General features: G+C 66.4%; 12 protein-coding genes. 5 read left to right on the top strand and 7 right to left on the bottom strand.

All coding sequences use genetic code 11. From position 1 onward, the window contains the following. Positions 1 to 145 precede the first annotated feature (145 nt). On the top strand, positions 146 to 1,639 hold the full coding sequence (locus tag KKR91_RS01710) for a helix-turn-helix transcriptional regulator (protein ID WP_210231410.1): 1,494 nt from the start codon (positions 146 to 148) through the stop codon (positions 1,637 to 1,639). A 61-nt stretch (positions 1,640 to 1,700) separates the two neighbouring features. Further along, entirely contained in the window at positions 1,701 to 2,612 is a 912-nt protein-coding gene (locus KKR91_RS01715) for an Fpg/Nei family DNA glycosylase (protein ID WP_210231409.1), read from the top strand. Between the two features lie 128 nt (positions 2,613 to 2,740). Here the strand turns inward: KKR91_RS01715 and KKR91_RS01720 are convergent, their stop codons facing one another. The 4 genes from KKR91_RS01720 to KKR91_RS01735 form a co-directional block, all read right to left on the bottom strand. After that, positions 2,741 to 6,520, bottom strand: a complete 3,780-nt coding sequence (locus KKR91_RS01720; RefSeq protein ID WP_210231408.1) for a S8 family peptidase — start codon at positions 6,518 to 6,520, stop codon at positions 2,741 to 2,743. A 321-nt stretch (positions 6,521 to 6,841) separates the two neighbouring features. After that, positions 6,842 to 7,687, bottom strand: coding sequence for a bifunctional hydroxymethylpyrimidine kinase/phosphomethylpyrimidine kinase (thiD, locus tag KKR91_RS01725; protein ID WP_210231407.1), 846 nt, complete (start codon positions 7,685 to 7,687; stop codon positions 6,842 to 6,844). A 55-nt stretch (positions 7,688 to 7,742) separates the two neighbouring features. Continuing rightward, the gene (locus KKR91_RS01730) at positions 7,743 to 8,204 is read right to left on the bottom strand and encodes a hypothetical protein (RefSeq protein WP_210231406.1); all 462 of its coding nucleotides are present in this window, start codon (positions 8,202 to 8,204) and stop codon (positions 7,743 to 7,745) included. Beyond that, positions 8,197 to 8,874: a TetR/AcrR family transcriptional regulator gene (locus KKR91_RS01735; RefSeq protein ID WP_210231405.1), complete on the bottom strand. Its 678-nt coding sequence runs from the start codon at positions 8,872 to 8,874 to the stop codon at positions 8,197 to 8,199. Before KKR91_RS01735 ends, KKR91_RS01730 begins: the two co-directional genes overlap by 8 nt. A 285-nt stretch (positions 8,875 to 9,159) precedes the next feature. Between KKR91_RS01735 and KKR91_RS01740 the strand changes: the two genes are divergently transcribed. Next, a complete protein-coding gene (locus tag KKR91_RS01740) occupies positions 9,160 to 9,912 on the top strand; it encodes a queuosine precursor transporter (RefSeq protein WP_210231404.1) in 753 nt (250 codons plus the stop codon). On the opposite strand, the gene tgt is transcribed toward KKR91_RS01740, so the two are convergent. After that, positions 9,909 to 11,183 (bottom strand): tRNA guanosine(34) transglycosylase Tgt, encoded by a 1,275-nt coding sequence (tgt, locus tag KKR91_RS01745; protein ID WP_237687446.1) that lies wholly within the window; start codon positions 11,181 to 11,183, stop codon positions 9,909 to 9,911. The genes KKR91_RS01740 and tgt overlap by 4 nt on opposite strands. 154 nt (positions 11,184 to 11,337) lie before the next feature. On the opposite strand from tgt, the gene KKR91_RS01750 reads away from it, so the two are divergent. Beyond that, positions 11,338 to 12,399 carry an FUSC family protein gene (locus KKR91_RS01750; protein WP_237687447.1) on the top strand — a complete coding sequence of 354 codons (1,062 nt, stop codon included), beginning with the start codon at positions 11,338 to 11,340 and terminating at the stop codon, positions 12,397 to 12,399. Here the strand turns inward: KKR91_RS01750 and KKR91_RS01755 are convergent. Together KKR91_RS01755 and KKR91_RS01760 are read right to left on the bottom strand one after the other, a co-directional pair. Next, positions 12,365 to 13,237 (bottom strand): DUF6707 family protein, encoded by an 873-nt coding sequence (locus KKR91_RS01755; RefSeq protein WP_210231403.1) that lies wholly within the window; start codon positions 13,235 to 13,237, stop codon positions 12,365 to 12,367. The genes KKR91_RS01750 and KKR91_RS01755 overlap by 35 nt on opposite strands. A gap of 58 nt (positions 13,238 to 13,295) precedes the next feature. After that, positions 13,296 to 13,835, bottom strand: a complete 540-nt coding sequence (locus KKR91_RS01760) for an NUDIX hydrolase family protein (protein ID WP_210231402.1) — start codon at positions 13,833 to 13,835, stop codon at positions 13,296 to 13,298. A gap of 116 nt (positions 13,836 to 13,951) precedes the next feature. On the opposite strand from KKR91_RS01760, the gene KKR91_RS01765 reads away from it, so the two are divergent. Beyond that, the gene (locus KKR91_RS01765; protein WP_210231401.1) at positions 13,952 to 14,572 is read left to right on the top strand and encodes a YdeI/OmpD-associated family protein; all 621 of its coding nucleotides are present in this window, start codon (positions 13,952 to 13,954) and stop codon (positions 14,570 to 14,572) included. Positions 14,573 to 14,606 lie beyond the last annotated feature (34 nt).

Consider the following 14,606-nt stretch of genomic DNA (forward strand, 5'->3'; position numbering starts at 1 on the left):
AACCAACGTCTCCTTGAAAGTCTGCTGCTTCACCGGCCGCTTCAACCGGTGATTTCTGCTGTGCAACCAACACTGCGGCAATAACAACCCCCTTTCTAGGGTTTTTCTCTGGCAAGAAACGCAGTTCTTCGCGTAATCTGAAAATGTGACCGACACAACATGGAACCGGCCGTCTCCGGCACCCTCCAAAGCGGGTTCCGAGGCCGAACGGACGCTGGATGTCATCAGCCTCGGCCGGCGGATCCGGCACCTGCGCAAGGCCAAGGGGATGACCCTCGATGACCTGGGCGCCGCCGTCGGAACCGTGGCCTCCCAGCTCTCCCTGATTGAAAACGGCAAGCGCGAACCCAAGCTCGGCATGATGCAGGCGCTGGCCGCGGCACTGGATGTCAGCATCGACCAGCTGCTCGGGTCCGAACCGCCCAGCCGGCGTGCCGCGCTGGAGATCGAGCTGGAGCGGGCGCAGCGCGGGCCGCTGTACGGATCCCTCGGGCTGCCGAAGGTGCGGATCAGCTCCCGGCTGCCCATCGACGTCCTGGAATCCCTCGTGGGGCTGCAGTCCGAACTGGAGCGGCGGCTGAACGAGCAGGTCGCTACCCCCGAGGAGGCCCGCCGGGCCAACGGTGAACTGCGGAAGATGATGCGCGAGTGCAACAACTACTTCCCCGAATACGAGGAAGCCGCCCAGCGCGTGCTGGATTCCGTGGGGCACACCTCCGGCCCGCTGTCCCAGCACGTGATCGCCGATATTGCCGCGCATCTGGGCTTTTCGCTGCACCACGTCTCGGACCTGCCGCATTCCACCCGCTCGGTGACGGACCTGAAGAACCGGCGGATCTACCTGACCCAGTCCCAGCGCTCGGACCACGATCCGCGCTCGGTGCTGCTGCAAGCGCTGGGGCACTACGTGCTGGAGCATCAGACCCCGCGCAGCTACGGGGAGTTCCTGAGCCAGCGGGTGGCCACCAACTACTTCGCTGCCGCGCTGCTGCTGCCGCAGAAGGCCACGGTGGAGTTCCTGCAGCGGGCCAAGACGGCCCGGGAGATTGCGGTGGAGGACATCCGTGACGCCTTTGCGGTGTCCTACGAGACGGCGGCGCACCGGTTCACGAACCTGGCCACGGAGCACCTGGGCATCAACACGCACTTCCAGAAGGTCCACGAGTCCGGGATTGTCTACAAGGCCTACGAGAATGACGGCGTGACCTTCCCCGCCGACCACACCGGGGCCATCGAAGGCCAGCCGATCTGCCGGTACTGGACCTCACGCGAGGTCTTCTCGGTGCCGGACAAATTCAGCGCCTACAACCAGTACACCGACACCCCGGCCGGGACCTACTGGTGCACGGCCCGCACCGAGCGCAGTTCCGGCGGGCTGTTCTCGCTGAGCATCGGCGTGCCGTATGCGCATGTGAAGTGGTTCCGCGGGCGGGAAACCACCGAGCGGTCCAAGTCCCGCTGCCCCGATCCGGACTGCTGCCGCACACCTCCGGGCGAGCTGGCCTCAGAGTGGTCCGGCTATGCCTGGCCCAGCGCCCGGGCGCATTCGCACCTGCTGGCGGCGCTGCCTCCCGGTGCGTTCCCCGGCGTGGACGAGACCGAGGTGTACAGCTTCCTGCAGGCGCATTCGGCGGGCTGACGCTGGCCTGGGGGTGTAGAAACGCTGACCGGAACGGACCCCTTGGGTTTAGGGTGATGCCATGCCTGAGATGCCCGAAGTGCAGGGACTGGTCGACTTCCTCCGGTCCAAGCTGCTCCCGCCCGACGCCGCACCGGCACGGATCGCCGAGGTGGAAGTGCTGTCCTTCTCGGTGCTGAAAACCGCGGACGTACCGCTGGAGGCCCTGACTGCCGGACCGGTGACCGCGGTGGAGCGCCGCGGCAAGTTCCTGATCATCACCGCCGGCGGTGTGCATCTGGTGATGCACCTGGCCAAGGCGGGGTGGCTGCGCTGGTCCGATGCCCTGAAGCCTGGACGGTTACGGCCGGGCAAAGGGCGGATGGCGCTGCGGGTGCGTTTCGCGCCGCTGGTCGGCGAGCGGGACGGCGAGCGGGACGACGGCGGGGATCAGCCGGGGTTCGATCTCACCGAAGCGGGAACGAAGAAGTCGCTGGCCGTCTACGTGGTTACGGATCCGGACGACGTCCCGGGAATCGCGCGGCTGGGACCGGAGGCGTTCGACGTCGACGAGGAGGTTTTCGCGGCGCTGGTTGCCGCGCACCGGGGCCAGATCAAGGGCCTGTTGCGGGACCAGTCGGTGATCGCCGGGATCGGCAATGCGTACAGCGACGAGATCCTGCACGCTGCCCATCTCTCGCCCTTCGCCAACGCCTCAAAGCTGAAGCCCGAAGAGGTTTCCCGGCTGTATGAGGCACTGCGGGCCGTCCTGGAATCAGCGATCGCCGGTGCGTCGGGACGTCCGGCCGCAGAGCTGAAGGACTCCAAGCGGCGGGCGCTGCGGGTGCACGCGCGGACCGGGGAGCCCTGTCCGGTATGTGGGGACACCGTCCGGGAGGTCTCTTTCGCCGATTCGTCGCTGCAGTACTGTCCCACCTGCCAGACCGGCGGCAAGCTGCTCGCTGACCGGAGGCTCTCCCGGCTGCTGAAGTAGGCCGGGCCGGATCATCCGGAAACGGACTGAGCCGGCCCCCGGAGATCGGGAGCCGGCTCAGCCGGTTACTTATATTCAGCTATAGGTCAGTCAGGCACTGCTCAAGGTGCCCCGTTCAGGTTCCGGAATCAGCCGTTGCCGTTGCCGGGCTTGCCGGGGTTGCCGGGCTTGTCGTCGCCCTTGCCCAGCTTGTCGGGCTTGTCGTCACCCTTGCCGGGTTTGTCGTCGCCCTTTCCGGGGTTGCCGGGTTTGTCGTCGCCCTTGCCCGGCTTGCCGCAGTCCTGCGCGTCGAAGGCTGCCTTGTAGCTGGCCTTTTCAGGCTTGCCCTTGCCGGTGTAGGTGAAGTTCACGGTGACTTCGCCTGCCTTGATCGAGGACTCCTTGGTCTTGATGACCACGGTCTTCGACTCGCCCGGCTTCAGCTGGTTGGTCTTGGCCGAACCGTACTCGGACGTGACCTCGACGTTCGCCTGGCGGGTGCCGGGGTTCTTGACGGTCACGGCGATCTCGGCCTTGTCGGCAGTGCACTTGCTGACCGCACTGACGGGGCTGGCCGGGGTCACCGGCGGAACCACCTTGGCGGGTACCTTGATGGGCAGTACTTCCGCCCGGCCGCCGTCACCGTTTGCACCGCTCAGGTCGCCGGTGGCGTTGTGCAGGTGCAGGAACAGTGCCTTGGCGTCGGTGGTGCCCGCGGCGCGGGTAACGTCCAGCTTGCCGCCTTCGACGTCGGCAAAGAGGGCGTCCGGAGTGGCTCCGGAGAAGCTCAGCGCCGGGTTGGCGGCGTCGAACGGGATGTACTCCGTGGTGTCCACCGGAACGCTGTTACCGGAATCGTCCACGTTGTACGGGCTCCAGGTGGTGACCCGGTACTGCAGCGGAGCGCTCGCGGCGTTGAGGTCCAGGCCCAAGGCCGCGGCCGAAACGGGCAGCGTGACGGCGTTGGTGTCGAACGGGTTGGAATCCGTGTCGCCGAGCAGCCCGTTGGCGCCCGTCTGGTCCACCATGCTGGCGGTTCCGTCAGCGTTCAGCTGGTAGGTCGAGGCCAGGACCAGGTCCAGGTCATCGGCGCGCGTGGTGAAGGTGACGAAGTCCGGCACGGAGTCTCCGTTGGTGTCGATCTCCACATCGATTTCCGTGGCACCGCCCAGGATCGGCCAGTTGGCCCAGGTGCTGACGCCGAAGTTCACCACGGCTCCCTGAACATCGCCGCCGGCCGCCTTGAGGGTGGGAACGGTTGAGGAGGCACCGACGGACTGCAGGTCCATGGCGTACATGGAATCCATCTTCACGGAGTCCAGGCGCGGACTCTGCGCACCGAGCACCAGCGGAGCCACCAGGGAGAGGTAGCGGGATGCCCCGGTGCCCTGATCCAGGCCGCGGCCCTGCAGGGTCACGGTGCTCTTCAGCGCTTCGGAATCAGCGAAGGCGATCTCCGTGCCTGCGGTCATCTCCGAGGTCGGCTTCGGGGCCGAGTAGACGGGAACGCGCAGGGTGGGGGTTCCGGCGCCGGCAAACTGCACCCGGCCGGAGACGTCAGCGATGAACTGCCGGGCCAGGCCAAGTTGTGAGGCGGCTGCAGCCGGATCCATGGTCTTGGCCAATGCGGCCGGATCGGTGATGCTCAGCGTGACGTCCACCGTGGCCTTGCCGTTGGCGGGAACACTCACCTTGGGGGTGGTGCTCACGACGACGCCGGGCATGGTGGACGCTTCCAAGTAGCTCACGTCATAGGACACGGGCTTGTCGGACTTGTTCTCGACCGTGACCTGCTTGGTCTGGATCAGTGCTTCCTTGCCCAGTTCCAGCACGCCGAAGTTGACGCTGGTCAGCGCCTGGTCGTCCGCCGCATATGCCAGGACCTTGGTGTTCAGGGCGTCGAGGGCGTCCACGCGGCCGGAACCGACGCGGTTCGGAGCATGCACGTTGCCTTCTGCGGTGAGCAGGTCGTGGGTTGCGGTGTTCATGATGGCGGTTTTGACCTCGTACGGGTTCAGGTCCGTAGCGGCGTAGACCAGGGCTGCAATGCCGGCCACATGCGGGGTGGCCATGGAGGTGCCGCTGCTGACGGATGCTCCGGTTCCCGAGCCCACGGCGGCTGAGCCGATGGACGAGCCGGGAGCGGCGACGTCGGGCTTCACCACACCGTTGGAGCCGTGCAGGCCGCGGGAGGAGAAGGAACTGATGGTGTCGCCGGCACCGGAGGGCCCGGTAGCCGTGGCGCGGTAGGACGGATCCAGGCGCAGCGTCAGTGTTCCGGCCTGGGCGGCCGGCCGGAGCCGGTCAGAGGAGGCGGCATTGAGCTGGATGCCCGGGATGGTGGCGTTGCCGCCGATGCCGGCGTCAAACACCGAGCGCGGAGAATCCAGCACGACGCCGGTGGCGCCGGCGGCCTGGGCATTGTTGAAGCGCACGCCGGAACCACAGGGGAAGGCGTTGTTCTCTTCCCACTGGATCCAGACCCACTTGCCGGTGAGGGAACCGGCGGGGAAGGCGTTGCAGCCGAAGGCGTTGTCGGCCGGAGCCATGACGACGCTGCCGGTGAGCCGTTCGGGAGTGAGTGCCGGGTCGGCGTAGTTGAAGCTGGAGGAGTACTGGCCGGCGACGCTTCCTGCCAGGTCGGCCGGGGCCAGGACATCGGCGCGGTCCAGGGTCACCTGGGAGCCGATGGTGCTGGCGACGGTCAGTGCTGACTTGGCGTTGCCGGGGGAGCCGCCGATGTCGTAGACGTCTCCGGCGTTGCCCGAGGCCACTACCGAGAGGATGCCCTGCTCGGTGAGCTTGTTGACGATGTCATTCTCGGGGTCGTCCGCCGGGGCGTAGTCCGAGCCCAGCGACATGTTCACTACCTGTGCACGGTCGGAGAAGTCGCCGTCGCCGTTGGGATCCAGCACGTAGTCCAGGGCCTGTCCGACCACTTCCGAGGAGCCGGCGCAACCGAAGACGCGGATGCCGACGAGCTGTGCCTCGGGAGCGGAACCGGGGCCGATCCGCATGGTGTTGACCTGCTCCGCCGTGAGGGTGGAGTAGTCGCCGCGGAAGGTGGAGCCGTCGCCGTTGGTGCCGTAACCGGCTGCGGTTCCGGCCACGTGCGTGCCGTGTCCGCCGCAGTCCAGCGGATTGAGGTCCGGCTTCGGAACCGGCTGGTACGTGGGTGAGGACGGGTCGGCGTCGTAGTCGTCGCCGACCAGGTCGTAGCCGCCAATGAATTTCGCGGAGTCAATGAGGCCGCTGTCGGCGGCGGGGATGCCCGGGGATGCCTGGGCTGCCTTGTAGGCCTCGGCAGTTCCCGGGCCGCCGAAATCACTGTGGGTGTAGTCGATGCCGGTATCCAGCACGGCGATGGTGATGCCCTTGCCGGTCTGCTTCCGCTCCACCCAGGTGTTCAGGGCGCGGGTGTCGATGTCGGCGCCCTTGTTGCCGATGGTTTTCGGCACGATCTTGGTGATCCGGGCGACGTCCGCGCGTCCAGCGAGACCGCGGATCGCCTCGGCATCGCCGACGATGGCCACGCCGGGAAGGGTGTTGGTGGTGGTGTAGAGCGTGCTGGCGTCGGCTTCGGCGGCCACGGACTCGGCCTGGGAGGAGATGTTGCTGCGGATCTCCTCGACCAGCGGCTGGTTGAGGACCGGGTCTGCCTTGCCCTCCTTGACCGCTTCAGGCTGCGTCTGTTCAAAGGCGCCCTCGCCGGTGAACTGGACATAGACGGAGACCTGGCCGGAGGCCTCCCGCAGGCTTGACGACACCTTCTGGGTGGCGAATTTCTGGACGGCGACGCCGGCAGCAAGCCCGTCGCCTGTGGTGCCTTCGGTGGCCTGGGCGGGTACGCCCAGGGACGCCGTGAGTGCGAGGCCTGCTAGCGCGGCAGTGACGACCGCGCCGGATCTGTGATGAATGGACCTTCTCATAACGCTCCTTGAACATTTCCACCGAGCGCTACCGGGCCATGTCCCACAGACATGCCTACCGGCTGCTGACACACTGCGGCAGCTTTTCCGTCGTGCCTCCAAACCCCCGTATGGAGTGTCAGCATGCACTTGGCGGCCCCCATTGCGTTGCAGCCGTTGGGGTCACCCTAGAGGAGCAACCCCGAGGTGCATAGATTGGCGTCTCAGGGCGCGATTCTTGCGAACAACCCTTGACTGGCGGGTGGTGTGCTGATATTTTTCGGCCGCTTAAATGAAGCAGGAGCCTCCCAGAGGGAGGCTCCTGCTTCGGTTTTTCGGTGCCTACAGGGCGGGGCCGTTGCCGGCATTGCCCTGCCACAGGGCATCAAACGGCGTGTGCGAGGAGACGCGGTTGCGGATGCCCTCGGTGACGAAGGCCTTGGCGGTTTTGGCTGCCTCGAGCGGGGTGGCGCCCTTGGCCAGTTCGGCGGTGATGGCAGCGGCGAGCGTGCAGCCGGCGCCGGATACTGCGACGTCGCCGACCTTCGGCGCCCGGAGCACCTCCATGGTCTGTCCGTCGTAGAAAACGTCCACGGCGTCGTCGCCTTCGAGCCGGACTCCACCCTTGGCGAGGACCACCGCACCGGAGGCTTCGTGGATGCGGCGGGCCGCTTCCTGCAGGTCTTCGACGCTTTCGATGGAATCCATGCCGGACAATGACATGGATTCGAAGTGGTTGGGCGTCACGAAGGTGGCCAGCGGCAGGATCTGGGCCTTGAGTGCCTGGTCGGTGTCCAGGGCTGCGCCGGGCTCCTGGCCCTTGCAGATGAGTACGGGGTCCAGGACGATGTTGGTCCATTCCTGGCTCTGCAGCGCCTTGGCGACGGTATCGATGGTGGCAGGTGTTCCCAACATGCCGATCTTGACCGTGGTCAGGTCGTACGCGGTCTGGATTGCCTCGAGCTGGTCGCCGATGACTTGGGCCTCGACCGGAACGAAGCGGTGGTTCCAGTTGTCCTTCGGGTCGAAGGAGACGATGCACGTCAGGGCGGCTATCCCGTAGGTGCCAAGTTCCTGGAAGGTTTTGAGGTCAGCCTGGGCACCGGCCCCGCCTGTGGCCTCAGAACCGGCGATGGTCAGGGTGATGGCCGGAGCTGATGTCGCGGCGGAGTGTGTGTTAGCAGACATGGTTCCATCTTCCACCCAAACCGATCAGCGGTGCCAGCGGCGCGCACGCGCACCGTCACAGTGCCGGGCGGGCCAGCGGCCAGATGACGGCGCGTCCTGCGGCCAGGGACGTGCCGATCGCTGCGGCCATCAGCAGCGGCACCAGCACGGTGTGCACGCTCAGCCCGATGACGACCCACCCCAGCAGGGTTGGCACAAGGAAAAACGCCAGGATATGGAGGCCCTGGTTCAGCACGCGCCGCATCGCCCAGCCCAGGACCACAGCCACTGGAAGGGCTGTGAACAGCCCGAATCCGGCGGCATAAAACGCAGCGGCGAAGATCGTCCAGACATAGCCCCAGAAGTCGCGTGCGGTTCCCCAGCCGATGACCAGGGTGGCAATCACGGCCAGGACCAGGCAGGCCACGGTGTAACCCAGTGCCACGGCAACCGGCCCGGGAAGTACCCGGGGCCGGGGGATGGCGGTGGCGCCGGGCAGCGCGGGGGGTGCGACGTCGTCGTCCCCGCGTTCAATCATGGGCCCTGGCTCCCTGGAATAGGCGTACTACATCCTCCACGATATTGCGGACCACGGGCAGGCGGGAGAGGATCACCAGCTTCGCGGCCAGCGGTGCCACGTTTTCCACGAGCCGGCGGGAGCGGTGCTGGCCGGGGGAGCGGTCATAAATCCAGAACAGGGTCACGCCCATGTGCACCAGCCACAGGAGTTCGGGCAGGTCGTCGCGGATGGCCAGCGGCGGCTGCGGGCGGGACCTGGTAACCGCCTGCCGGAACAGGGCGATGGATTTGGCGCGGCCCACGCCGGCGCCGGCCGCGTGCCGGCTGTAGGCGGGTGCCCTGCCCGACGACGGCATGGCCGTGCGCATGAAGTGGGCGCCGAAGTCATGGTACGGACCCATGACCTCCAGATTGGCGAGCAGGATCAGCCGCAGGTGTTCACCCAGATTGTGGCCTTCGCGCAGCAGCGGCAGGGAGCGGGTGCGGTGTTCGTCCTGGAGGAAGCGGTATAGCTCGGCCACCAGCTCGTCCTTGGAGCGGAAGTAGTAATAGGCGTTGCCGACGGAGACCTCAGCTGCCTCGGCAATGCTGCGCATCGTGGTTTTGGCGTACCCCTGCGAGCGGAAGAGTTCCAGTGCTGTTTCCAGCAGAAGCCGACGCGTCTGTTCGCTCTTGTCCGTCGCGGCCATCAACGCTCCTGGTTTCCGTTATGCGCCGCTTGTGGGTGGTACGCAGGCTGAAGGGGGCCGGCCCTGGCGTGCACCGGTTGCGGGGTTGCCCGCCCGCAAGTACATCACGGTTTTGAACGTGTTCAAAAACGCACCGCACAGGGGTGTCCGGGCGGGCAGGGAGCGGAGTCGGGGCGGAACATGGCAGAATTGACGGCGGCCCACGCAGGGCCGCCCGGTGCAGCGGGCACAGTGCTAATACAGCCGGCGGATCGCCAGGCGAACCACTACTGAAACGGAAGACCCATGCACACGCAGTCCGGCGCCGAAACGGCTCCCGCTCCGGCCTTTGCCCAGCGGGGCAGCTCCCATTACGACATCATCCTGGCGCTCATGTGCGTGGTGATCGTCATTTCCAACATCGGAGCCACGAAGGGTGTGGTGCTGGGTCCGATCGCGCTGGGCCCGATTGTCGGAGACTTCAGCATCGTGACCGACGGCGGGTTCTTCCTTTTCCCGCTGGCCTACATCCTCGGGGATGTCATCAGCGAGGTGTACGGCTTCAAGGCGGCCCGCCGGGCGATTTTCACCGGTTTTGCGGTGGCGGCCCTGGCGGCGGTCAGCTTTGCCGTCATTATTGCGCTGCCGGGGTTCGACGACGACTACGGGCAGTCCAAGCAGGCTGCGCTGGAGCTGGCGCTGGGTCCTGTGTGGCAGATCGTGCTGGCCAGTCTCCTGGGCTTCCTGGCCGGACAGACACTGAATTCCTGGGTCCTGGTCAAGATGAAGGAGAAGTTCCGGGAAAAGGCGCTGGCCGGCCGGCTGATGGCGTCCACCGGCGTGGGCGAGTTCGCGGACACGCTGATTTTCTGCGCTGTCGCTGCCCCCGTGATTGGGATTTCCGACCCGGGCAGCTTCATCAATTACGTGATCTTCGGCTTCGTGTACAAAACGCTTATCGAGTTCCTCTTCGTGCCGGTCACGGCCGCGGTCATCAAAGCGATCAAGAAGCGCGAACCGAGCTACGCAGCTGTCACCGAAGCGCCACCGGCAGCCTAGACCTTGGAGCTGTAGTACTTCCCGAGGGTCTCTGCCTTGAAGTCGAAGAAGGAGCCGTCCTCGATGGCCAGCCGGGCGTCGTCGACCAGTTTTACGGTGAAACGCTCGTTGTGGATGGAGACCAGCGTGGACGCGACCATTTCCTTGGCCCGGAACAGGTGGTGGATGTAGGCCTTCGTGTAGTGCGCGCAGGCATAGCAGTCGCAGCCCTCCACCAGCGGCGTGAAGTCCTTCTTGAAGCGGGCGTTGGACAGGTTCAGCCGCCCGTGCGGGGTGTAGAACGCACTGGTGCGGGCCACCCGGGTGGGGGAGACACAGTCAAAGGTGTCGGCGCCGTTTTCGATCGCGGTGAAGATGTCATCCGGTTCGGAAATGCCCAACAGGTGGCGGGGTTTGTCCTCGGGAAGCTCCTCGGTGCACCAGCGCACAATGGTGCCCAGGTTTTCCTTCTCCAGGGCACCGCCGATACCGAAGCCGTCAAAGTCCATGGCGCCCAGGTCGCGCGAGGCCTGCCGGCGCAGATCCTCGTACTGCGCGCCCTGCAGCACGCCGAACAGGGCCTGGTACGGCTTGCCGACACGCTCTTCGGTCAGCCGGCGGTGTTCGATGATGCAGCGCTCGGCCCACAGCCGGGTCCGTTCCAGCGACATCTCCTGGTAGCCACGTGAGTTCATCAGCGTGGTCAGCTCATCGAACGCGAACATGATGTCGGCGCCGATCTGGTGCTGGACCTGCATGGAGACCTCGGGGGTGAAGCGGTGCTTGTCTCCGTTGAGGTGGGACTTGAACCAGACGCCGTCGTCGTCAATATGCGCGAGGCGTTCCTTGCCGGGCGCGACGGCGTCGTCCGCGCCGGTGGCGTGGGTGGTGCCGTCGGCGTTCATGTTGATGACCTTCTTGAAGCCAGCGCCCAGGCTCATGACCTGGAAGCCGCCGGAATCGGTGAAGGTGGGGCCGGACCAGTTCATGAACTTGCCCAGGCCGCCCGCGGCATCCAGTACATCGGGGCCGGGCTGCAGGTACAGGTGGTAGGCGTTGGCGAGCAGAGCCTGCGCGCCGAGGTCCGCCATCGATTCGGGCAGAACGGCCTTCACCGTCGCCTTGGTGCCTACGGCAATAAACGCAGGCGTGGCAATCTCGCCGTGGGGCGTGGTGATCGTCCCGGTGCGGCCCTGGAACTCACCGCCGTTGGCCTGCGTCTGCTCGGCGGTGGGGGCAGTGGTTTCGCGCAGGCGCTTACCGAGGGCGAAGGAGAACGTTGAGGAAGACACGCTTCCATTTTGCCTTACCGGACGCCGCAGGCGGTGCGCCGGGGCTGGTGGGACGCTCCCCACATTTTTCCCGGGCCGCGAACCGCGCAGAGTAGGTTGGAAAAGGCGGCCGAAGTCCGTCACATCCCCTGCACCGAAAGGTACCCCCGGACCCTTGGACCAGCTGCGCGAAATGTTCCGGATCGGCCCCGCCCACAAGGACCACGAGGTGGCCATCCGCTGCGCGGTGGGCGTGGGGCTTCCCCTGGCGGTGCTGCTGGTTTTTGGCCGGATCGATCTGGCCATCTTCGCCACGTTCGGTGCCTTCACCGGGATCTACGGGCGCAATGAACCGCACCGCCAGCGCCTGGGACACCAGCTGCGCGCCGGAGCGCTGATGTTCGGCGTCATCACCGCCGGCGCCCTGACCTCACGGCTGGAACCGGATGCCTGGGGCATCGTCTGGGGCACGACGGCGGTGGCCGGGCTGGGAACCCTGGTTGCCGGTTTCTGGCGCCTGCGTCCCACGGGATCGCTGTTCCACATCTTTGGCTACGCAGCGATTGCTTCCGTGCCGAACCATCCGCCGCTGTGGCAGGGGCTCCTTGCGGCGGCAGCCACCATTTCACTTTCCCTGCTGCTGGGCCTCTCCGGCCGGCTCTGGGCGAAGCACCGCACCCCTTGGAAGAAGCCCGTCCGTCCGCGCTTCTCCGCCACCCAACGGCGGGCCGTCTGCATCGACGCGCTGCAGTACGCCGTCGTGGCCGTGGTGGCCGGATCGATTGCCACTCTGATGGGGATCGGGCATAACTACTGGGCCATGGTGGCGGCCACCGTACCCCTGGTGGGCGCGACCGTCCGCAACCGCATGTACCGCGGGATCCACCGCGTCCTGGGCACCTTCGGAGGCCTGCTGCTCACGGCGCTGATCCTGCTGCCGGGACTCCAGCCGTGGCAGATGGTGGTGGTGATTGCCCTGCTGCAGTTCGGAGCGGAAATGCTGGTGGTGCGTCAGTACGCCCTGGCCCAGGTGGTGGTCACACCGCTGGCCCTGGTCAGTACCGAGCTGGCCCATCCCAGCAATCCCCTGGATCTGGTCCAGGACCGGGCAATAGAAACCGTCATCGGAGCCGCCGTGGGCATGACGATGGTGTTGCTGGTACACCTGCACGCCAGCCGGATGCGGACCAGCCGGAGCCGGACTAAAGATCCAGGTTCAAGCCCCGTACGGCAATGAGTTCATTGCGGATCCGCCGGTCCAGCTCGGCCTCCGCGAGGGTCTGCGAGCCGCCATGTGCCCGCAGGTACAGCAGCGCGTCGAGCCGCAGGGTGCGCCAGTCCCGTTCGGTGCTCTCATCTCCGGCTTCGGCGGAGCGATGGATCTCGCGGTCGTAAAGATTGGGCTCGTTCAACTGGCGCTGCAGCATCTCGGCGGCCAGTTTGGCCTTCAGCGGATCGGTTTCCGCTGAGTCCGCGGCCCGGACGGCCTGCGCATACGCCGTGAAGGCCTCGTCGTCACCTGCTTCGGAGGAGATGTGCGCGGCCAGCGACAGTGCGCTCTGGATCCAGTTCCACCGGCCGAAGTTCCCGTCGAAGGGCAGCCCGGTGATGATGTTGCAGACCGCCAGCGCGTTTTCCGCGTCATCCAGATCCACATACAGCGTGTGCGCCAGATCCCGGACGTCCTGCAGGTTGCTGCCGGATTTCACGTTCAGGCCGCGCCCCAGCCGTGTCGCGAACTCCTGCACTCTAGGGTCCTGCGGATGGGCGGCGGCTGCAGCTGCGACGACGGCGGCGAAGTTCTCCTCATCCGCCGGCTCCACGCGCACTGCATCGGCGGGGGCGCCGGCGGGAGGCGGAGCCTGGACGCGGACCGGGGAACCGTAAGCCAGGCGCAGCGCCATGCCGTCCTCCAGCACCAGATGAACCAGTGCGGGCACCCCGAAGTCGTCGTTCTCCACGGAGCGCTCCCGTACTGCTGCCAGCGAGGTGCTCTCATGCACCGGAATCTGCCCCGGCGCAAGCAGCTCGGCATTGACCCGGAATGTATAGGATTCCGGTTGGCTCTCTGGCATGGCGTTCCTTTTCATCGGTCAGTCGGCCCCCAGTATATAAAGAAAGGGTAACGGGTACTCAGCGGCCCCAGCTGGCCGAGGCCAGCGCCTGCCGCAGGAGGTCACCGCGCCCGCCGGCAAACTCGGCGTAGATCTCCGGGCTCAGGGCTTCCTCGGGAGTCAGCCAGGACAGTTCGAGGGCATCCTGCCGCGGGTCGCATTCGCCGGTGACAGGGATGAGGTAGGCCAGAGCGACGGCGTGCTGGCGTTCATCGGTCAGTCCGGACTGCGAGGGCGACGGGAAATACTCGGCCACGGTGAATGGGGTGAGGGCCGGCGGCAGCTGCGGCAGCGCCATGGGCCCGAGGTCCTTTTCGAGATGGCGCAGGAGGGCCGCGCGGATGGTTTCGCGGTACATCACCCGTCCGGAGACAAACGTGCGGACCATCTTGCCTTCATCTGTAGCCTGCAGCAGCAGCCCCACCTCCGTCACGTAGCCCAAAGGGTCGCAGCGGACCGGAACGGCTTCCACGTAAACCATGGGCAGCCGCTGCCGCGCCTCGTGCAGATCTTCTTCGGAAAGCCAGCCGGGATAAGGATCAGGGGTACGAACACTCATAGCAGTGTTCTACCGCAATCCGGCAGGGCCATGGCACCGACGCGCGGCTCTTTGGCCCTCGGCTGAACTGTGCGGCGGCCTTCTGGACTGGGGTATGCGGGGCTACCCTCGTGGGTATGAGCGGCACGAATAAGCCCACCCCGCGCAAGGCGCCGCTGCCCGAACTCCTGCTGCCGGACGCTGCCGCCTGGCGCACCTGGCTGGAAACCCACCACACGGAATCGCCCGGGGTGCAGCTGGTCCTGGGCCGCAAGGGTGGAACCGTGACCGGCCTGACTTATGCCGGTGCGCTGCTGGAGGCCCTGTGCTTCGGCTGGATCGACGGTCAGGCCAACCGGCGCGATGAACAGAGCTACTTGCAGCGGTTTACTCCCCGGACCCCGCGGAGCATCTGGAGCCTGCGGAACGTCGGCTACGTAGCCCAGCTCGAAGCCGAAGGAAAGATGCGCCCCGCCGGCCGCGCCGCCGTCGAACAGGCCAAGGCGAACGGGCGCTGGGAAACGGCGTATTCCGGCTCTGCCACGGCCACCATTCCGGAAGACCTGCTCGCGGCCATCGCCCGGGAGCCCCGGGCCCAGGCCATGTACAACGTGCTGACGGCACAGAACCGGTACGCACTGGTCTTCCGGCTCGACCGCCTCAAGACTCCCGCCGCCAGGGAACGCAGGATTGCGGAGTTTGTCCGCATGCTCGCCAACGGGGAAACTCCGTATCCTCAGCGGAGGCGGGCCCCCTGAGTGGCCGGACCATTGCCTTTGGTGCGTGGCGGCG

The organism is Arthrobacter jiangjiafuii (genome assembly GCF_018622995.1).
Taxonomy (GTDB): Bacteria; Actinomycetota; Actinomycetes; order Actinomycetales; family Micrococcaceae; genus Arthrobacter_B; species Arthrobacter_B jiangjiafuii.